General features: G+C 46.0%; 24 protein-coding genes and 1 pseudogene. 5 read left to right on the top strand and 20 right to left on the bottom strand.

Annotated elements, in window-relative coordinates; genetic code table 11:
• Window positions 1–273: 273 nt before the first annotated feature.
• The 20 genes and pseudogenes from AB5443_RS18630 to AB5443_RS18535 form a co-directional block, all read right to left on the bottom strand.
• Window positions 274–426 (bottom strand): annotated as a pseudogene (locus AB5443_RS18630) (4Fe-4S binding protein); the annotation flags it as partial.
• Between the two features lie 24 nt (window positions 427–450).
• Window positions 451–4,581, bottom strand: coding sequence for a hypothetical protein (locus tag AB5443_RS18625; protein WP_368114264.1), 4,131 nt, complete (start codon window positions 4,579–4,581; stop codon window positions 451–453).
• A 13-nt stretch (window positions 4,582–4,594) separates the two neighbouring features.
• A complete protein-coding gene (locus tag AB5443_RS18620) occupies window positions 4,595–4,879 on the bottom strand; it encodes a hypothetical protein (RefSeq protein WP_368114265.1) in 285 nt (94 codons plus the stop codon).
• The gene (locus AB5443_RS18615) at window positions 4,872–5,495 is read right to left on the bottom strand and encodes a hypothetical protein (protein ID WP_368114266.1); all 624 of its coding nucleotides are present in this window, start codon (window positions 5,493–5,495) and stop codon (window positions 4,872–4,874) included. The genes AB5443_RS18620 and AB5443_RS18615 overlap by 8 nt, the downstream gene beginning before the upstream one ends.
• Window positions 5,496–5,626: 131 nt before the next feature.
• Entirely contained in the window at window positions 5,627–6,463 is an 837-nt protein-coding gene (locus AB5443_RS18610; RefSeq protein ID WP_368114267.1) for a hypothetical protein, read from the bottom strand.
• A gap of 4 nt (window positions 6,464–6,467) precedes the next feature.
• Window positions 6,468–6,740 carry a LysM domain-containing protein gene (locus tag AB5443_RS18605; RefSeq protein WP_368114268.1) on the bottom strand — a complete coding sequence of 91 codons (273 nt, stop codon included), beginning with the start codon at window positions 6,738–6,740 and terminating at the stop codon, window positions 6,468–6,470.
• On the bottom strand, window positions 6,737–7,264 hold the full coding sequence (locus AB5443_RS18600) for a hypothetical protein (protein WP_368114269.1): 528 nt from the start codon (window positions 7,262–7,264) through the stop codon (window positions 6,737–6,739). The genes AB5443_RS18605 and AB5443_RS18600 overlap by 4 nt, the downstream gene beginning before the upstream one ends.
• Window positions 7,261–7,758 carry an N-acetylmuramoyl-L-alanine amidase gene (locus AB5443_RS18595; RefSeq protein ID WP_368114270.1) on the bottom strand — a complete coding sequence of 166 codons (498 nt, stop codon included), beginning with the start codon at window positions 7,756–7,758 and terminating at the stop codon, window positions 7,261–7,263. The genes AB5443_RS18600 and AB5443_RS18595 overlap by 4 nt, the downstream gene beginning before the upstream one ends.
• Window positions 7,751–7,999, bottom strand: a complete 249-nt coding sequence (locus tag AB5443_RS18590) for a hypothetical protein (RefSeq protein ID WP_368114271.1) — start codon at window positions 7,997–7,999, stop codon at window positions 7,751–7,753. Before AB5443_RS18590 ends, AB5443_RS18595 begins: the two co-directional genes overlap by 8 nt.
• An 18-nt stretch (window positions 8,000–8,017) precedes the next feature.
• Window positions 8,018–8,326, bottom strand: a complete 309-nt coding sequence (locus AB5443_RS18585) for a hypothetical protein (RefSeq protein ID WP_291590607.1) — start codon at window positions 8,324–8,326, stop codon at window positions 8,018–8,020.
• A gap of 3 nt (window positions 8,327–8,329) precedes the next feature.
• On the bottom strand, window positions 8,330–8,887 hold the full coding sequence (locus AB5443_RS18580; RefSeq protein WP_368114272.1) for a hypothetical protein: 558 nt from the start codon (window positions 8,885–8,887) through the stop codon (window positions 8,330–8,332).
• Window positions 8,884–9,846: a hypothetical protein gene (locus AB5443_RS18575; protein ID WP_368114273.1), complete on the bottom strand. Its 963-nt coding sequence runs from the start codon at window positions 9,844–9,846 to the stop codon at window positions 8,884–8,886. Before AB5443_RS18575 ends, AB5443_RS18580 begins: the two co-directional genes overlap by 4 nt.
• A 7-nt stretch (window positions 9,847–9,853) precedes the next feature.
• A complete protein-coding gene (locus AB5443_RS18570; RefSeq protein ID WP_291590612.1) occupies window positions 9,854–10,504 on the bottom strand; it encodes a DUF6046 domain-containing protein in 651 nt (216 codons plus the stop codon).
• Between the two features lie 4 nt (window positions 10,505–10,508).
• Window positions 10,509–10,652: a hypothetical protein gene (locus AB5443_RS18565; RefSeq protein WP_291590615.1), complete on the bottom strand. Its 144-nt coding sequence runs from the start codon at window positions 10,650–10,652 to the stop codon at window positions 10,509–10,511.
• Between the two features lie 41 nt (window positions 10,653–10,693).
• On the bottom strand, window positions 10,694–11,011 hold the full coding sequence (locus AB5443_RS18560; RefSeq protein ID WP_291590618.1) for a hypothetical protein: 318 nt from the start codon (window positions 11,009–11,011) through the stop codon (window positions 10,694–10,696).
• A gap of 35 nt (window positions 11,012–11,046) precedes the next feature.
• The gene (locus AB5443_RS18555; protein WP_291590620.1) at window positions 11,047–11,463 is read right to left on the bottom strand and encodes a hypothetical protein; all 417 of its coding nucleotides are present in this window, start codon (window positions 11,461–11,463) and stop codon (window positions 11,047–11,049) included.
• 2 nt (window positions 11,464–11,465) lie between these two features.
• On the bottom strand, window positions 11,466–12,713 hold the full coding sequence (locus tag AB5443_RS18550) for a DUF2586 family protein (RefSeq protein ID WP_368114274.1): 1,248 nt from the start codon (window positions 12,711–12,713) through the stop codon (window positions 11,466–11,468).
• A complete protein-coding gene (locus tag AB5443_RS18545) occupies window positions 12,706–13,005 on the bottom strand; it encodes a hypothetical protein (RefSeq protein WP_368114275.1) in 300 nt (99 codons plus the stop codon). Before AB5443_RS18545 ends, AB5443_RS18550 begins: the two co-directional genes overlap by 8 nt.
• 24 nt (window positions 13,006–13,029) lie before the next feature.
• Window positions 13,030–14,097 (bottom strand): hypothetical protein, encoded by a 1,068-nt coding sequence (locus AB5443_RS18540; protein WP_291590625.1) that lies wholly within the window; start codon window positions 14,095–14,097, stop codon window positions 13,030–13,032.
• A 56-nt stretch (window positions 14,098–14,153) separates the two neighbouring features.
• Window positions 14,154–15,275 carry a head maturation protease, ClpP-related gene (locus tag AB5443_RS18535; RefSeq protein ID WP_368114276.1) on the bottom strand — a complete coding sequence of 374 codons (1,122 nt, stop codon included), beginning with the start codon at window positions 15,273–15,275 and terminating at the stop codon, window positions 14,154–14,156.
• A gap of 148 nt (window positions 15,276–15,423) precedes the next feature.
• On the opposite strand from AB5443_RS18535, the gene AB5443_RS18530 reads away from it, so the two are divergent.
• The 5 genes from AB5443_RS18530 to AB5443_RS18510 all read left to right on the top strand — a co-directional run bounded on the left by AB5443_RS18530 (window position 15,424) and on the right by AB5443_RS18510 (window position 20,513).
• Window positions 15,424–15,864, top strand: coding sequence for a helix-turn-helix domain-containing protein (locus AB5443_RS18530; protein WP_368114277.1), 441 nt, complete (start codon window positions 15,424–15,426; stop codon window positions 15,862–15,864).
• 12 nt (window positions 15,865–15,876) lie between these two features.
• The gene (locus AB5443_RS18525; protein ID WP_368114278.1) at window positions 15,877–17,451 is read left to right on the top strand and encodes a hypothetical protein; all 1,575 of its coding nucleotides are present in this window, start codon (window positions 15,877–15,879) and stop codon (window positions 17,449–17,451) included.
• A gap of 1 nt (window position 17,452) precedes the next feature.
• Window positions 17,453–17,875 (top strand): phage protein Gp36 family protein, encoded by a 423-nt coding sequence (locus AB5443_RS18520; protein ID WP_368114279.1) that lies wholly within the window; start codon window positions 17,453–17,455, stop codon window positions 17,873–17,875.
• 56 nt (window positions 17,876–17,931) lie between these two features.
• Window positions 17,932–19,152 (top strand): DUF935 family protein, encoded by a 1,221-nt coding sequence (locus AB5443_RS18515; protein ID WP_368114280.1) that lies wholly within the window; start codon window positions 17,932–17,934, stop codon window positions 19,150–19,152.
• An 86-nt stretch (window positions 19,153–19,238) separates the two neighbouring features.
• Window positions 19,239–20,513: a phage minor head protein gene (locus AB5443_RS18510; RefSeq protein ID WP_368114281.1), complete on the top strand. Its 1,275-nt coding sequence runs from the start codon at window positions 19,239–19,241 to the stop codon at window positions 20,511–20,513.
• Window positions 20,514–20,517: the final 4 nt, after the last annotated feature.

Raw genomic sequence — 20,517 nt, 5'->3', positions numbered from 1 at the left:
AGCCTCTGTAGGTTTCTTTAAGTATGAAGATGACATTTGCATGGCATCCGGCTGTTTAATTGCCATCGAGTTACCCTCATATTTATAGTCGTATACGGTGGCGTAGAAATGAACTATACAATAGGAACCGTCGATAATGACATTGTCTACAAAACCGAAACCATTATTTCCCAGATAGATGAGGTCTCCCTGACTGGGCGGATACTTCCCCGTATCCTGAAATCCTTCCAATTCTTCCATCTGTCCTGTATTTGAAGGTTCCGGAACTCTTTCAATGGCATCCGCCGCACATTCTGAAGTACACGCCCCACAGTCCGTGCATAATTCAGTGTCAATAGAATAATGATCCCCCTCTTTGATAGCCCCCACCGGACACTCTGCGATACAATTACCACATGCGATACAATTTTGATTAATTTGATACATACTTTTTTTATTTAAAGATTAATATTAAGACAGCCTTGTGAGCTCGATTAAATTCATTCCCGGCCTGAAACCCTGAACGGGTGAACCTTCCTGCCATGCCGCGAAGTCAATGTCACGTCTGTTACCGGATACAGTAAACTCAAACTCATTATTATATTGGTTATTCCCTTTACCCGTGAAACCTTCCGTTCCTACCTTGACTATCGCCAGCTCTGTTTCCCAATCGAATACACCATAATAAGAATTGACCCTGTATTTCTCCTCCAGCAGGAAATTGTCAGCAGGAGAATAGAGAATTCTCGCCTTATACCTTCCTGCCGGAAGATTTAATGAGATGCGTAGCCTGTTGCCACCATCACTTACATTTTTCATTGATGCCTGGCATTTCATGAAAGTTGCTGCCGGATATACTCCCTCATCATTTGCTGTCGTATTAGAAATATAGTTATTCATGCCATTCTGATAAAATATGGCATTGTTGGAATACTTGCCGGCATCGTAATTAATATACCACTGTAACAGGTTCCCCTGGCTATCCTTCAGTTGTTTGGCTTCATATCCCGGATGTGTAGCCATTACTATCTGGTTGATGGTATCCCCATTTGCGACAGAATACTCAACGGTGTTATTAACTGCTGCATTAAAAGCTATCAACACCTTAACCGGAGGCTCTGTCAGGCTGATAGAATCATTAACGATTCCCGACTCCGACAATGCATTTTTAACTTGTGCATACAAAGTCTTATTGCCTATTGCGGAGAACTTATAAGTAATACCATCCTTCCACGTTAACCAGGCAGCGGATGTCAAGCCCGCTGCTGTTTCCGCCAACCTGTAATGCGTCGGAGTCCCCTGACTGATTTCAAATGAGACAGGCACGGTATAGCCGGCAAAAGAATCTTCTCCATCTGCCAGCGTTATTCCTGTTAACACAACAGGCTGCACTACCAGTATAGAATCTGATTTGACTGAAGATTCTGTTGTACCATTTCCAACCTGCGCATATACCGTTAAATTGCCATCCGCTATTTTTGAGTCATATTGAACTGTCGAACCAGCCCACACAATCCAGTCTGCACAGTCGGACAAATCCGCCTGCTTGCCGATCTTGTATTTAGTGATGGTATTCAACGTCTCAAATTTAACCGATACAATACCGGAGTCCGTGCTGGTATCACCATTGTTGATAGCAATACTGTTCAACCGTGCCGTAACAGTATCTATCAACTCGATGGCGGCTGACCTGGATACCGTTTCAGTTGTGGCATTTCTCAATTTTGCATACAGTATTTTGTTGCCATAAGATGCGGATAGTTGTACTATCGGATTTTCTGTGAATTCCACCCATGTCGCACCTGTAAATGATGAACTTTCCGAAATCATATAATGAGTCGGATATCCGAGGTAGTCAAATGTTACATTTACATTCCTCTGTATCGTCGAAGCTGCTCCGTTATCTATCGTGATGCCGTTAAGGGTCAGTGTCGGCTCAAGCAAGGTTATTCCATCTGATAACGTTCCGGTTTCCCCGTATACGTTCTTCAACTTGACATAAACCGTTTTCGCGTTGAATCCTTCTGATAATTTAAATGTCGGGTTCGCGGTATATTCCACCCATGACGCTCCGGCAAAGCCGGCATTCTCACCGGCCATGTAGTGAGATGGCGCCTGTCCGCTGTACGTTATGTTTAATGTTACATTCCGGTCTTGCGTGAAATCCTGTCCACCATTGATCACAAACGATTCAAGTACAGGCGGTGACACCCATTTATTGATTCTCGCCAGATAAGGCTCTTTCAAACCGTCCTTCAGCATCTGTACAAAATAATAGGCGTCGTCATAAGCGTATTCCTTGTTGTAATCGGCTTCAAAAGCTTCCACATACTTGTTCACCCGTTCCATCAGCAACGGGTTGAAGTCGAGGTTGACCAGCAGCTTGCCGTCATTCATGCCGAATGAAGTCCCATACACACTATCACCGGACGTAACAGACACTCCTCCCAGTGACGGCACACCTGATATGAGTACGGACAAATCCCTGAAAAAGAAATTAACCCCTTTAGGCACATACATCCTGTAGTGTACCCCCGTTTCCGTTACAGTCTTTACAGACAACGTGTTTTCCCTCATATACCAGTATTCGAAGAACTCCTCCAATGTCGGGAACCAGAGGGAGTCATTCCCGATGTCCCCGTAAAGCTCATGTATCTTCCTTATCAATACGGCTTCCCAGTGTGAACTGCGGTGGGCTGAACCGATAAGCCAGTATATAGTGTTCCTGTCCGTTGCGGTATTGAATCCGGAGAGAATGTCCAACAAGTCCTGTGCGTACTGCGGATTGTCATTATCCGCAGTCATGTCATTCCCATAAGCGAACAGGCGTTCTACGGTCACGTCCTCTTTGCCCAATGAGAAATCCGGTTTGAAAGGATACACCTTCCTGATGCTCGGGTCGCCCGACTGTGCGCTAATCATTTGCACGATATCATTATTGCGGGAGAAACTTATATACTTATGATCCCCGTTCGGTTCGACCATCAGTTTGGGCACGCGTCCGACATATTCCCTGAACAACGCCACGGTATCCGACATGCACTTGTCAAACTCCTCCTGCGTATTCACCGTATCAATGTCATAACCTATCAGGTCATGGTAGGCGCACATGAACCCGAAATCGAAATAGAATTTGAATTCCTTCTCGGATGTCCACGGCCAATGCATCCCGACATCCTGCCCGATATACTGGTCTTTCAGTTTGTCGCCCCATGCGGATACGGTCGTGGCGTACCGGTGTTTCACGCCCGCCCCGTCCGTGCACTGGGCAAAATGTTCCGGATAATAGCCGCCTGAAACATACCTGTCAAATTCGGGCTTTCCCTGCATCCCTAAATGGTAACTTAAGACACGCCCGTCAGGGAGCTTGAATTCCTTAGCAACCAGCCGTTTATTGATGGCAGAGAAAATGTACTGGTAGATGGCATAGCTGTCATCCGTGATGTAGCTGAATGCCATTTTCTTGTTATACTTCAAAGGTGGGATTTCCAACGAAACAGCCTCTTTGTCAACCGAGCTTGGAAGCGTAATATCAAACTCGACCACATCACCCCAAAATTTGCAATATTGAATGTGCATCAGGCCGTTAACCTCTTCATTCACGGCATTCTTACATTTTAACACAACACACGTCTGTAATTGAGAATTGATGTAAAAACGGGTAATGTCATAATTGAAGTTGAAAAACTCCTTATTCAATCCTTTTCCAGTCGAAGCAACAAAAGACTCTATGCTAACATACGTCCCAAAGCCTAACGGCTCATCCGCAATAACGTATTCCTTACTTTCTTCCTGTGTTTTAGGTAATGAAAGTAATTGCACGCTTCTTTCCCAAATATCAATATTTTCCCCGCCCACATTATAGGTTCCTGCCTTGTTTTCAGCCTGTGAGATAATCAGAGGTTTTGATGTCTTGTCCTTCACCGCTTCATCCACTTTGGTATCTATCTGACTAATAGCAAGCGTCATTTCCTTGTTAATCTCCTGATTTAATGAATTGAGTGATTCTTGAAGTATTTGGGTTATATCCTCCTGTTCTGTTTGTGTCGCCCATTGTTTCCAATTACTCTTATCAACAAATATCCCACCGTCAAAAATCCAAGTTTCAGCATGTGTCTTTTCCGTGCTACCAAGATCATAGGCTAGAAACACACATTTTACACCACCGTTCCTCATCGTTGCAGGAACCTTAATTATGGCCTTTTCAAACGTATATATATTCGTCCCGTTTACGCCCTCCGTAGGATGGTTGGCTGACACATTATATTCCGTAAACAAGCTGTTTACCTTTTCTATTTTGGTATGGATGAGTGAAAGTTCTGCCGGAGTCAAAACCCCGGTTAAAGTTTCGGAAGCAATAGGAATATCCAATTTATAATTTTTCTTATTGTCGTTCTCATCTGCCACGTCAAAAGAAAAGCAGGCAGCATCCTTATCAGATTTAAACTGCAAGGATTCGATTACTATCTTCTTATCTGAAACTAATAATTCAATTTGCTGAATCATTTCAACCAGCAATCCGCCTACGCGTTTGGATGAGTTGGCTCTCAATTTCACCTCATCCCTTATCTCTTCCGCTTTCTTTTTTAATATAGAACTCATAAATCTAATTGTTTTAAATTGGACATACCGTCAGATTCTCCCTGTAAGCCTCTGAAATATCAATTGAAATTCCAATTTCAATACTTTCCACATACGCTGCAAAATCGGTCAATCTCGCCTGATATGCTTCAATAGAGATTTCCGCCAACTCTTTACTCGTCATAGCCGCATTATTTCCGAAAGAATCTCCGAGTTTATAAATACGTGGATACCCTGTTACACTAACCCCGCCTACCTCCTTACTGACTGTCAGTTCGGTAGCTCTTTGCATCCCTGTGTTTATGATTATATCACTCATATATATTTTTTACGCTTAATTTGTATTCATAATAATTATCATACGACGGTTTCACCTTCTCATTTGCGTGTCTGTCTATAACCCATGTCTCCACTTCAAAATAGCTGTCTCCTTTCTTCATAACAAATTCAGGGTTAAGAGGAGTATCATAACCGGGTACATACATATCAGCCGTTATCAACAAATCAGACTTTATTGCTTTGCCTGCCACAATTGAAACTTTATATACTGTGCTAGTATTGAACGAAGCATCATATTTATAATGATAGTTCATAGTCAGAATCACAGTTTCCGGGCGAATCGTCCGTCTTTCACATACAAATGCCCCCCAATAATATTCGGCTTGAGCAATGGTCTTTTCACATACAAACTTATCCCAATATGCTAAATAAGAAACAGAAGAGTTTTCGTATATGTACGATTTACCCGCCAGCTTATATCTATTCAATAAGGCAAACAGTTGCCTCTCTTTGTCCACATCTGAAAAATCGGTCTTTATAATGAAATCATACGGTTTCCCGTTCCCTTCCTCTATTTCAATATTAATCCCCAGCTCGTCATATATCACTTTCTTCAGCATACACGCCTGCGGACTTCCTGACATTCGTATTTTCATTTTCTTTTGCCACTCCAGGAATTCATCATGTCCCCTCCTTATGAATGCCGTATATACCATGCACAACGTAAATAAAGTCACAGTCCGCAATCTTTTCGGTAGCCGTTCAATAATCCATCTTCCCCAGTTCATCAGTCTATTGAATAAATGATGTCTCCATCCTGTTTCACATAGGCAAAAGCCCCGCTATTCGCATCAATTCGTCTCCGGTATTCCTTTTCTCCATCCCACGTAGTTTCGTCCAGCGTGACGTCTTTCACGCCTTCCGTCGTTTGAATCATATCCACCAGCTTCGAAGAATAAAACACTCCGCCATATTCCAGCGCGTTCAGATATGCCTCTATAGTCTCCTCTACAGGTTTCCCGCTTCCCTCAATACGTTCTCCTGCGCTGTTCAGCACAAGCGGGTCATAATACACATGCAGATGCACTCTCAATTCGTCCGGTGTTTCGCTCACAAACAGGAAATGTGTACCAGCCGCACCTATTTCCCGCATATACGATTCGAATGCCGTCCGAATATCCCCCGTGATCGGCTGCTTGCCTGCATCACTGAAATATATTTTCAGTTTCGTCACCCCTTCATCAATCACCTGCCGGATAGCAACATTTTTCACCACCCTCTTTTCCTCGTCTACCTGCGCATAGTCAAATCTGCATGTGCGTTCGTTGTAAGCCAGTTTATCCCCTTTCTGAAACTCCAGTGCCTTTTGATAATACCAGCGTTCTCCGGTCACATACGAATCATTCAGCACCGTTTCCACTTCCGTCCTGAAAGTATCCCAAATGCTTTCAAGTCCCCACGACGTCCATGCAAACACGTCAATCAGTCTTGCCTCTATACTCACTTTTGAGAACTGTTCATCAAACGTCTTTCCATCCTCCAGACCGTACACTTGTTGCAATGTGCTGTCCTCTGCAAACTTCGTCTTCAGATAGTCCGTTATTTCCTGTACACTCCGAGCCATACCATTAAAAAGTTAAATCAAACATATCTTCCCACACCGATTCTTCCGGATTGAATGGAACACTCGTAGCAGGATGAATCTTTTTCGTAGTGAAATACTGTGCAATGCTTTTCGCAATCACATTACCTGTCGAATACTCCAGCACCTGTCCCGGTTTCAGTACATCTGTCACCTCCAGCCCGTTCTCACGTGCAAGTATGAAAACCCCTTCCGCACTTCCATACACCTGAATCGAAATATCCACCAACGATTGTCCATCCAATGCCACTACTTTCATTTCTCCCCCTTCTTTACCTTATACCTGAACCAAATCCCGCAACCAACCAACGCCAGCCCCCACGCAATCCATCCACTCGTATAAAAGAATACATCTCCCAGGCGTTTCTTTTCTTTCACAGTCTCCTTATATTCTTTTTTCTCAATGAATACCGTGTCCGACTTCTCCACCCAAAGTGTATCCCGCTTCTCCACTTCAATAAACACATACTTCACCCGTCCCGGAATACTATCTTTATTTTCAATCCAATGATAAAGCCTCCCGCCTCTGATAGCCGCGTCACTCAACGCATACGAAGTTTCAAGATGCGAAATGCTGTCAGCCACATTACTGCTCTTTTCCATCAGCCCTTTCACTATCACCAGACTATCCTTGTACACTTCCGACCGCCTTTCATATCTGGCCGCCAGTTCCCGCCATTCGCTTACCAGTCTGGAATAATCCACCTGCTCCGTACTCACCTTTTTGGTAGAGCAGGAAAACAGCGAAAACGCCATTAACAAAATCAACAACCTTTTCCTCATGGCTTCACAATTATAGCAGGCAACCAACTTTTAAACTCACTTTTCACATCGAAACATGGACATTCCTTCAGCCACTCACATCGCTCAACCACACCATTCCCGTTCTTATCTGGCGAAGTATCCCGATGCCCCAGCACATCAAAAATCTGATACCGCTTGCAAATATCCTGCACCAGTGCGGCCATAGCCTTCTTTTGTGCCTCCGTTCGTGTATCCTTCGCCTTCCCATTCTTGTCCAGCCCTCCCTCATAGCAGATACCAAGCGAACAACGGTTATAACTTAACTTTTCACCCGGAACCATACAATTATCATGTGCCCCGATCTCGTTTTCCGCACGCATCTTTATCACTCTTCCGTCTTTCCGGATATAATAATGATACCCCCATTTCCCGAACCCGCGAGCCACATGCGCCTCATTCACTTGTTTCTCCGTGAAATCCTTGTCTTCGCGTGTTGCAGAGCAATGAATCACAATGTAAATTGGTTTATTCATTTTTTTCTTCCTCCTTGTCTTTAAGTTTCTTTTCAATGTCGTTTAAACCCCGTTTAAATGCCGTGCTGCGCACATAATCAATTCCAAACACCGAGCCTGCAAATGCCGAAATCTCACCGTAGGCCACTAATACCGAATTATGAATCTCCCCAACCGGAGCCACCCAAAATCCGCAAAACAACAAAACCACCCCGCAAAAGCAAAGGAATACCGCAACCCACAACTGCACATTCTTTTTCATCATCACCTATTTTTTACTTCATTCCACATCAATCACCAGCTTTCCTGTGTCGCTCACCTGTACATCTGCCTTATATCCGTCCAGCTCCAGTTGTGTCAATATATCCGCCCTCATTTCTGCCGCCCGTCCTACGCTTTTCAGATACCTTTCACCGATTCCCAGCACCGGATAATCCTTAAAATCACCCTGACTGCTTTCTACTATCAACTTTACATGCGTATAATCACTTTCACCTGCCACCAACCCCTGCGTTATCAATCCGGAAGAATCCCGCACCACCTTCACCTGCAAATCACCGTTATCCCCTAGCAAAATTCCCCGTCTCATACCTTAATGCTTTACTTTCTCATCTTCATAATCCCCTTTCTTCAACTTCGCCACTTTACTGGTAATAGCTACCGCCGTTCCCGATTGAGCACTGGCCGACCCCGTTGTATTTACCAGATGTGTATGATTATTCAGCGCATCTACAAGCGTATTCACCTTCTCCGTCAGTTTTGCAATATCAATCATCCCTCCCAGCTTTCCGCCATTCATCACCACTCCGCTAGCCGACACTTCAACAGAAATCTCCCCGGTTTTCATCATCACCTTTTCAATCTTCGATGTTGCCACAATCATCCCCTCCGTAGCCTCCCAAAGCAACACCATCACAAAACTGCCCTTTGCAGGAACCACCATAAACCTGTCCGTTATCTCCTCATCAATCACCGCATTCAGCCTCACCTCATTCAGTTCCAGAGCATCATCCCGCTCAACAACACACGTTCCTTCCTTTTCATCCACCTCTTTCACCGTACCGATACACACCCGGCAACCTGCCCCGGTATTCCCCATACGTTTCATCAGTGACTCCACCATTTCTCCAAAAGCCTGTTCTGCTGTCATATCCTGTAACTTAGTCGATTAATTCTCTCATAAAAAGCATTCCCATAGCGCACCGTCACACTTTCGATCAGGTATTGTCCTTCCCGTTCCGGTTCCCGCTTGGAGACTATTTTCAGCGTATCTCCGGCATTTGTCAGAGGTATTCCGAATCCCGTCACACTTCCCTCAAACCCATCAAAACAAACGCGCTTATATTCCGCCAGTGCCAGTTCTCTCAATTCCGTAGCCGTCTTATTCGCAAAACTCAATGTTTTCACCGAAGCAAACTGCTCTTTGTTTCCCACCGTTTCCGTTACCTTCTTTCCGTCCCGGTTGTAGCTCACCGCCTTCACACGTATCTTCCTGTCCTCCTTGCGTTTATATTTCAATGAACTTTTCTTCACGTTCTTAGAGAAATCATACACATGCACCTGTTTGGCTTCTGCTATCTCGTATTTAAACTTACATACCAGCTTTTTCCCCCGGATGGCCGAATAAAATCCGTATCGTTCCTTCAACGTCCTAAGCACCGTCAGCGTACTTTGACTATCAATCTGAAACTTTCCCAGCGATGCGTCGTGGCAATCTATTTCATACCCCGGAGCAATATACTCCAGCACCTCTTTAAGTTTCACCGTCTTCCACGACTTCACAAATGAATTCGACCTCATAAAGAACGTTTCATCATCCAGATGCAATTTCATCGGAAACCCGCTTTCTATTTCCCGTATATACCCCTCAAACTCAACCTTCAACTCCCCGTTATATCCCAATTCCAGCCGTGCCCTGTCGCCTGCTGCAATATGAGATGTCAGTTCATACGTTCCATCTCCATACCGTTTCGGAATCACCACCGTCGCCTTATCCCCAAGCACTTCCACCGTCTTGCTTATTTCAGCCGATGAAATCCGGTCTAAAACCACCTTCTTGCCCGTTTGCGGCTCAATGGTCAACCGTGAGCATAAATTCAAATACAACATCTCACACCTAGATTAAAGAGAACAGCGCAGGTTTGATACTCTTAGCCGTCAATGAATACTTCACCGTATCCGGAAACCCCTCAACTGGCTCAAATCCCTGTTCCTTAAAATAAATCGACTTTATCCCCATGTCCAGCAATAACGGACAGGCCACCTCAATCACATCGTTAATTTCAAAGAACTTCGCCAATTCCTGCACCTTCGTCCCCGGATACGCATGTTCATCCATATCCACCAGCAACCCATTCAACTCAATATCCCAACTGTTTACCCCGAAGTTTTCCACAATCTCCGCCTCATCTCCACCGTCCACCACCGTTACAGTGATATTCTTTGTTCTTCTGAATCGCATCAGTGGAGGAGGAGCAAACACCCCCTCCGTTTCCGATGTCAGTCCCCCGATAGAAAAGTTCAGTTTTGTATCCTCATGCGTCAGGGTCATTTCCGCCCAGTGCCAGTCTGCCGGAGCGTATAAGTTAGCGTCATATTTAGGCTCCTTTCTGCCTAACTTTTTCGCTTCCCATCGTGCCTCATTATAAGCTATGCCAGCCTTAAAAATAGCCCCGTTTGCCAGCCCTTCCAATTCACCCACCAGTGTCCCCCCTACAAATCCGAAAGCACTCTGATAACGGGAAATCAAATCAACTGTATATCTCATAACTTCACTCTTCCACTTTTACTCCCAACAGCCCCTTCCGGGCAAGCCATTCAATTTGTCTCACTTTCTCTGCCCATGTTTCATCTGATAAACGCTCCGGATACGGAATATGAAAATAAAAGCTCATCAGCGCATTATACTTTCTCACATAGTCCGTGTTTGCCGTATCCAGCAGCGGAGGGCATCCCGCTATAATATCTCTGTTTCGGGCTTCTGAAAAGGGAGCAGATCGGTAATTGCGAAATACGCCTGATAAAACAGGTTATCATCCGCCACCACTTTCTCAACGTCCGTCAGCACGCAACTTTTCACGTAAATCTCCTTTGCCTTTCCCGGATTCGTCGCTTCCCATTTCTCTGCTTCACTGATTACCTGTCTGTTCGGGCTGCGTACCAGAATCTCCAATGCCACAGACTTCTCATCCTCCGCTTTCAGCACAACCTTTGCTATTTTACACCCCGGATTCTCCACCTTTTTGCTTGCTATCAACTCTTTTGTAATTTCCATTTTTCCAATTATTTAAACTGTTAATTCCTGATATTCTACACTCTGTTGTAAGTCACTTCCAGCACAAACAACTCATACTGTTTACTCAACCCCATTTCCGTGTTCACCGTTCGTCCCTGTGATTGGAATTTCGCCAGAATCGTATCGTTCACAATCTGATTATATCCATCCACGAACGTCACATTGATAGGAAACGGCTTGATATTCAATAAATCCCCATTACAGGCATTCTCCAGCGACACCGCCTGATTCATCATCATCGTAATGCTCCCCGTATCCTCAATCTTTCCCTGACTCCAGCTCGTAGCCCTGCGGCTTCCCAACGTAAAATTCTTCTGATGTTCCTGCGTCGTGTTATAGTCTATTTCAACCACTTCCTCCCACATTTGTCCGAGTGCAAACACGGTCGCATCCCCACCATCATACGCCTTTCCATCTCTACGTATCTTCATACTCAAATAGAAGTTTTAATATTCACCGTTCCGTCGATACCTCCGATGCACCCCATCGGAACCCACCGATAAAACACCTTCAACACCCGCTCTCCCGTCAGCAGATTACTCTCTCCATCCACTTCCGTTTCCCCTCCAGATAGTTCCTGACTTGCCGCCATATTACTAAACACGTCATTCCCCATATCCTCAAAGTACTTCACCGTACCCGTTCCCATCTTTCCCGTTTCCTTATCAACGGGGACAGTGCTTTTCACCTTCGGCAAATAAGCGGCATACAGTTCCCTCATCACTTTGCAGTTCGTCCGGCTAAGAGCAATTGTACTTTCACTCATATTACCGTCCTTATCCTCCACAATGCGTGCGCACACATGATCGTCATTCAAACATACCACACCGGAGTAATACTCACCGAAAATGTACCCTTTCGTATTCAGTCCATCCAGTTCGTCCTCCTTCTCCTTCACCTTTTCATGTGATGAAAGCCCGGCATTCACCCAGTTTCCCCGGTTTGCATCCGTCAGTATCATGGTAGCCACCTCTCCAACGTTGTACGATACAAGTTGTGCAGCCATGCACCCCAGCAAGGCTCCCACATCGGCAAACTTCTTTTCCATTCCCGTCAGTGTCTCCGCAAAATCCCAGTCCTGCCCGATCATCAACGACACTTGCGGACAATCATTCGCCACCCCGTCCGTTTTCAGATCGCGCAAATTCAGCATTGTAGCCGCTGTCACACTCCCCAGTCCGGCACATTCCAGCGCGATATGCACAGGTCGGTTCGTTTTCTGCGTCCAGTCTGCCAGATTTTGTGCCGCTTTGATAGCTGGCAGCGTCTCGCTTGGCACACCATCCACCACAGAAGCACTCGCAGGAATGTACGCAAATCCCAGATTGAAAATAGTTCCATCCGCCCCGGCAATCATCTTTTCCACACTCTTGTCGGTAATCAGTTCTACAAACCCGGCATTTGCTCCCTTTTTCACGTTCAGCACATACAGCCGCACCCCTTTACCGCCTATACGGAAATATTCCGAAATATGATGGTACAGAAGCGGATTCGCAGTTTCACTGATACCAAAGGCCGCCATGTCTGTCGTAGCCGTCAATAAAGCGTATTGCCCTTCTGCCAGCGTCGTTTCTCCACTGCCCACAGCTCCGAAATACCCCACCAGTGCAGAAATCTTTTCATAGCTGCCCAGTACGCTTTTCCCGACCTTGCCTTTTTTGATATTTACCCTGTCACTCATTCCCGTCCGTATTTTCCGGTTTGTTCACTTCGTCCGCTTTCTTTTCTTTGGCAGGCTCTTTATCTTTAGCCGCTTTCTTTTCTTCAGCTATAGGTATTTCAACCTCTTCTACCTCTGTTCTGTCTTCATACGTTTCAACCTTCTTTTTGTCCCCGCCTTCGCTTGCAAGGGCATAAGTGTACTCCGTAAAGTATTCCCCTTTGGTATTGATAAACAATTTGCCACAACCTAGCTCTTTACAGATTCTGGCCGCCTCTTCGTTTCCTTTTTTTGCTTTTGCTTTACTTGCCATATCTTCTCTTCCTCCAATTAAACATTACGCAGTCTTCTTCACCGACACAATCGCGCCTACAGCCTTTTCCTTCTTCTGCGGAAGAGCTACGAATCTTGCAGTGAAACTAATCAGGTTTCTCTTGTTCACAGGGTCATTTTCAGCCTTGCTGTAATACATCTTGTTGCTTCCCTTACATTTGAACATGCGCGGAACGTAGAAGAACACAGACGCCTCAAAATCATTCCCCGTAGCCACCGCACCGAAACTCTTTTTCTTTTTCGTCGTGCAGTCAAACAACGGACAGTTCACAGCCTCATAAATCTCAAAGCCATACATCTTTGCGATCACTCCCGTAGAATAATCATGGTATTGCCCCTGAAACTTCTGGTCACACTCCAGTAAGTCCGAAATATGATCGCTGCACAACACCAGTCTACGGCCATTTTTAGGAACCTTCAATTTATCCAGTTTCCGTCGCAGGCTGATAATATCCACTCTTTGCAATTTCCGTCGGCCTGTTTCGTCCGCTTCTCCTGTTGTCACCAACACCGGAGTCTCTGCCGTGTCCTCCGTAGGCGCAAAAGCGTGAATAGCCTTATCCAGCATCCCCTCGCTCAACTTGTTTCCGTGTCGCGTTTTCACCAGCGCCATCTTATCATACGCCAGTGCATACAGCTCATCATCGGTCACCTTCGTAGCCTTCGTCTCAAACTTGCTCAACTTGATCGAAATATCCCCGTCCTCCAGTTCTTCAATCTCCAACGGATACGTCGTATTATCAACCAGCACCGTCGGGTCACCGGATACATCACTAAGGTGGATTACATCATTTTCGGAATACTGTGAAAAGTCCGGGATACCATCCAGAAACGTACCCTCCATCGCATGCGTATAATGCTCCACCACCTGACGTGTCCACACTTCCACATACACACCCGCGCGCAACCCGTTAGGCAGACGAACGAAACTCATTCCCACGCCAATTGCCACCATCCCCACAGCACCCGTCCACAACGGAATCCCGACTATTGAAGCAATCACGCAACCAATCACCACACACACCACCAGCGCAAGAAACGCTGTAATCAATCTACTTTTCAAATTTTTCATCTTCACTCTTTCAACTAAAATTTCACTAAAAAAACTATTTAAAGCCAGTTTAAAACCTATTTAAACACTCCCTCATAAAGCGCCTTAAACTTCTCCGGTTCCTCCCTATTCATCTTCTCCAGCCCGCGCGGGTCTTCCTTCTGCCACTGCTCCCACGTCCATTCCGTGCGTGCACCCGTCGCAGTTCCTCCGGCATTTCCTCCCCGTGTCGCGCTTACCAGTGACGGAGCAGGTTTCATTCCCTTCAACACCGTACTCAATGCTTCAAAACCGTTCTTCTTACCGATTGCCACATACACGGCTTTCTCTTCGGCTGTAATCTTACTACCATTGAAAGCCGCTTCTACAGCATCCGTAATCTGTTTCTCTTCCGCCGCTTTCTCCCTGTTCTCCGCATCGTCCGCCCGTTGTTTCTCCGCGTCCAGTTTTGCCTGAATAGCGTCCTCAATTTCCTGATCGCTGCTCTGTGCCGTAACACCCGTCAGCCCGAATTTTTTAATCAAACCCTCTTTGTCCATTTCACTCTGTTTTTTATGATTATTACTAAAAGCCTTATCCTCTTCCTGTGTTCCCGCCTTCAGGCAGGCAGAAAAACGGTTATACAGCGCAGTAGGTGTTTGCATTTTCAATTCCTCCGCGGAAATAGGCGTTACGTCTGTGGCAATTGGTTCCACAATCCCGTCTATCAATTTCGCATCCATTGCCTCCTGTGCTGTAAACCAGTTATCCCCGTCCAGCAATTCCTCTACCTCTTTTTCACTTCTACCTGTTTTTGCAGCATATATTTTTTTGAAGTTCTTCTCCATTCCGCGCAACCCTTTTGCCACTTTCTCCATAGCCGAAGCCGTACCATAACAGCCCCCCTGCGGGGCGTGTACCATCAGATAAGAGTTTTCGCACATATACACCCGTTTGGCTGCCATCATCACCACCGTTCCCATCGAACAGCACACCCCGTCTATGTAGACATTTACAGGAATATCACATGATTTGATGTGGTTATAAATCAACGTGCCCTCTATCACGTCTCCTCCGTCCGTATGCAGGTGCACGTTTATCTCATCTGCACCTTTTCGGGCGTCCTCAAAACGTTCGATGAAGCTGGCGCCCGAATTATACCCGAACGAATAAATATCTCCGTATATTTTAACCTCACCTGTTTTCTTACCTTTTGCCATTGCGTCTTTAAATTTTCAACAAACATAATCTGCTTTTCCGCACAAACCAATTATCTGTACACCCCTTGAACACGCGGTTTTAACGCTTGAACACATTCTTTCTTTTCAGGTATTTAGACTACATCTTTGTCTAAAAATAAGGTATTATATGGCAGAAATAAGCAACGATAAAAAGCGTGAGATAGCCGAAGATATGTACATACGTCTCGGCCTTACAGGGCGTGAAATAGCCGAAAATCTTGGGGTAACAGAACAGACCGTCAGCCGATGGAAGAAAGGGCGTGAGGGCGAAAAGTCATGGGATGATCGTAAAACCGAATCCCAATTGACACCGCTCAAAATCAAAGAACTGCTCCTCAAGGAAGCCGAAAAGCTCGCGAAAGGTGAGGAGTCGAACGTGAAGGCCGATCAACTTAGTAAAATCATGTCCGCCATCGACCAGCTGGACAAAAAAATAAACGTGCGCACCGTCATGGACGTATTTCGTGAATTTGATAACTGGATGGCAGAGCAGGAGCCGGCAATGGCTATACAGTTCACCAAATTTCACAAACTGTTCTTGCAATACCGCATCAGTCTCGAATCCTAAACACAGATTTCTATGTCAACCAGATATGATAAAATATTAAACGACTACGACAAACATTGTCAGCGCATAGCGCAGTCCACCAGCATCCGCATCCATGAAAGTCCTGCGGATAAGGCGCGTCGTATGAAATTCCTTGAAGCGGATTACATTAAGTGGTTTGAGTACTATTTCCCCAACTATGCCAAAAAGAAATGTGCGTGGTTTCACCGGAAATTGGCAAAAGAGATCATAAAGAACCGTCATATCCGTGCTTTAGCCGAATGGTATCGTTCAGCCGCAAAGTCTGTACACATAGACATGGGAATCCCCTTGTTCCTGTATCTCGCCATGAACGACATGAAATATATGTTGTTGATTGGTGAGACGGAACCGAAAGCAAAAAAGCTTCTTTCATCCCTGCAAGCGCAATTGCAGTACAACCAGCGTATCATCAACGACTACGGCCATCGTTTCAAATTTGGCGACTGGGCGGATGGTGATTTCACCACCACCGACGGAGTAAAATTCACCTCACTGGGCTTCGGTCAGTCTCCCCGTGGTGCGCGCGAAGGCGAAAACCGCCCCGATTATATCGTAGTTGACGACGTAGACAACAAACGCCACGTCAACAACGACAAACTCATGCGCGAAGCAATCGAATTCATCACCGAAGACGTTTGGGGCTGCTTTGATTCCGACGAAGACTGCACCGACCGTTTCATATATGCCAACAACAATTTCCATAAAAACAGTATCACCAACCGCCTCCGTCTGCTCTTCCTGCAAGGCATACAGCAGGCCGCACAAGACGGTGACACGTCCCACTACTACATACTTAAAGTCTGTGCAGTCAAGAACCTGAATACCTTTGAACCCGAATGGCCGGAAAAGAACAATGCCGAATACTGGCGCAAAAAATTCAACTCCACGCCTTACCGTTCTTTCATGCGCGAATACATGCACGTGCATATACAAGACGGTGCAGTATTCAAACACGAAGACATCATTTGGGGTCAAATGCTCCCACTTAGTCAGTACGACGCCCTGTGCTTCTATGGTGACCTTTCCTACAAGGCGGCAGGCGACTACAAAGCCATGCTATTGGTTGGCAAAACAGGCCGTCAATATCACATCATTTATGTTTATCTCCGTCGTGGCTCCCGCGCCAAATGCGCCAAATGGCTGTACGATCTCTATGAAGATAAGAAACTCGACCGTTACAACATATCCTACTTCATCGAAGGCCTTTTTGCGATGGATGAATTCGTAAATGACTTCGACACCGAAGGCGACGAACGTGGTTATCATATCCCTGTTGTTGCTGACAAACGTGGCAAAACAGACAAGTTCGACCGTATTGAATCAACGTCCGGTTTCTTCGAACGTCACAACGTCATATTCAATGTTCACCACCAGAACGACCCCGATTTTATCACCCTCGTCGATCAGTTTCTAGCCTTCGAACGCGGCTCCCAAGCCAACGACGACGGCCCCGACGCGTGGCACGGAGCCGAATCCAAACTCAATAAAATAACCTTTGTCGAAAAGTTCCCCGCCCGCACCACGAGCAGGAAGGAACGTCGTTCAAAATCCAAAAACTGTTATTAACATGGCAAACTTTATACAAGAATCAGATTACGAAGTTCAGGCACGCGATGAAATGATGCGTCTGCTCGACAAAACGGAGAACCGTGCCGCCATTTTGCAGGCCGAACGGTTCGCCATCTCCCAGATACGCAAGTACATCGGTGGTCGGTATGACTGCGCCACGATCTTCTCCGCTACCGGAGACGACCGCGACGACTACATCATTATGATTACCATCGACATCACCATCTACCACCTGTGGGCGAAGAAAGCTCCCAAATCCATCCCGGAGCATCGCAAAGAACGATATAGCGATGCGCTCGACTGGCTTACCAACGTCGGCTCCGGAGAAATCCCCACCGACCTTCCCCAGCTTCCCACCGACGAGTATAAAGGCGACATTCGTCTTCACTCTCGATACAAGCCCAACGACAACAAGTATTAGAATCCCCGTATTCGTGTTTAAACTGATTTAATTTAAATTTAAAACATCCATATTGTATGTGTGCTAATCAAAATAAGAAAGTCCCAAAAACAGCCGCAAAACGTTCCGATACGATTGTGGCAAAAATCATAAAAGAATTCAAAGACACCACCCGTGCCGAGATTCGTAAATGGCGTCAGGCATTAGAACTTGCAGGCGATGTGAATACACCGCGTCTCTACCTCCTGCAAGACCTTTACGACAATCTCAAAGACGATGGCCATTTCATTTCCCAGATCGAACTTCGCAAAGCGGCCACACTATGTGCCCCTTTCTCCATCATCGACCGTAAGACAGGCGAAGTCAATGAGGAAAAAACAAAACTCTTCAAAAAAGAATGGTTTTATAACTTCATGGAGGACGTTTTGGAAGCCCCATATTACGGCTACACCCTCCTCGAACTTACCGACCCTGTACAAATGAACTTCGCTCTTGTACCGCGTCGGAATGTCGTGCCTGTTATGTCTATGGTTTTACCCGAAGTCAACGCCACCACCGGAATTTCCTATGCCACCGGATACGAAAACACCCTTATTCACGTCGGCAAACCCTCCGATCTGGGTATCATGTCCAACATCTGCGGTCAGCTCATCTGGAAACGTAACGCCCAGCAGTCATGGGCTGAATTTTCCGAGCGTTTCGGTTTTCCGCTCATCACGGCCACCACCAACAAAACTTCACAGGGCGACATTGATAAAATAGATGCAATGCTCACCGCACTGGGAGAAGCGGCACAGGCCGTACTCCCCGAAGGTACAACCATCGACATCAAGCCCTTCTCCGGCAGTGACGCCTACCAAGTCTACGACAAACAAATAGAGCGCATCAACACCGAAATCGGCAAACCTCTTACAGGTGGTACAATGATTTCCGACAATGGAAGTAGCCGTTCCCAGTCCGAAGTACACGAACGCAATTTAGACGATAAGATAGCAGCTGCCGATCATCGTATTGTAACCTTCACGGTCAATGACCAACTTTTGCGAATCCTGCAAGTCTACGGATGGGATATAAACCCCGAAACCGACGAATTTATGTTCGACACCAGTGTCCGGCTCGACCTGAAAGAACACTTTGAAATCGTCCGCACCCTCTTGGATAAAGGCTATCCCATCCCCACAAAATGGATTAGCAAGACATTTAATATCCCCATCGACGGAGACCCCGTTCCACCCAGTCCCACACCCTCGCTTATCGCCAAAGCAAAGCCCGGAGGATTTCTTGCAAATTTTCAGTAGGGGCATCCTCCGGGGAGGCATGCCCCGCCCCCGTATCTTATCTATATCCTCCGGTAAAGTCCCGCATTGTCGCACAGTCGCATGAATTGCCCGACTTTGCTGAAGAGATAGCACGTCTGTGCGCTACCGTCTATGAGCAAAAAAAGGGTGTCCGGCACGACACGGAACTTCTTTCTTCAACAGCCAAAACATTATTAAACGGAGTTTATACAGGCTACGGGAAAGATCTTGTATCCGTAGACTGGGATACTCCGGACTATGAGACACTAACGCGTCTGACACAGAATGTATTTAGCTTTTCCGCTGCAAAGAATTACCAGCAACTCCGCACCATCACCGACGCCTTGCGTGATGAAGATGGCAGTTTACGTACCTTTCAGGATTTTAAAGAGCAGGTAGCCACCATCAACAACAAATTCAACGTTACTTGGCTACAGACCGAATACGATACCTGTATAGCCACTGCTACACAGTCCGCCCGCTGGCAAGAGTTCAAGGCACAACAAAGCCTCTTCCCGTACCTCCGCTATCAAACAGCCGGAGACGACAGTGTGCGTAATGAACACCGCCTTCTGAATGGCATCACCAAAAGGGTAGACGACCCGTTCTGGCGTACTTATTATCCGCCCAACGGCTGGAACTGTCGTTGTGAAGCCATTCAGGTTCCCGACGATGATGTGGAAGAAACGCCTGGCACTTCTTACAACACTCTGCCTATCGACCCCATGTTCCGTACTAATTGCGGAGAAACCGGGCTTATATTCCCCAAGGGACACCCATATTATACAGGTGTACCAAGCGTAGAAATACGAAAAGCCATCGCATACCTTCCCCCTGAAAATGCCTATATTGATACCTACATACAGGCCGGAGGCCGCGATGTTCCGATACACCAGCATGTAATGCACGGTGTGGATGAGCTACGCGGTAATCTTGAAGTCCTGTCCGATCTGCTCCGGATAAAAGACGATATAACCGAAGCCTCATTGCTGCCTGAAATTCACGCCAAAGATTCTGCTCTTAAACCCAAGTTTTACCCGGATGGCTGGCAATTTCATAATACTGCCAAAAATGCGGATGCAGTTCTTCAATTTGGTAAGGATACTCAATGGGTCACCGATTTTAAGCGCCTCGAAGGAAACGGAAAACGTATCAGTGCGCATCTTGACAATGCAGCACAACAGGCAGACTATGCAGTAGTAAAGCTGTCAGCGCAGACAGATACGGGCACTATTGGAAAGATAAAAGCAAAGGCAAACTACAAATTGCAGGAAACCCAGTTGAAAGGAATTCTAATCTTAGACAGTGAGGGCAATTTGATTTACGAAAGCTATAAAATACAACCACCCGCCAAGAAATAAATTC

It is taken from the genome of Bacteroides sp. RTP21281st1_H5_RTP21281_210402, from assembly GCF_040918965.1.
Taxonomy (GTDB): domain Bacteria; phylum Bacteroidota; class Bacteroidia; order Bacteroidales; family Bacteroidaceae; genus Bacteroides; species Bacteroides congonensis.
Note: the sequence above shows the minus strand (reverse complement) of the source record. Positions and strands in the feature narration are given on the sequence as shown.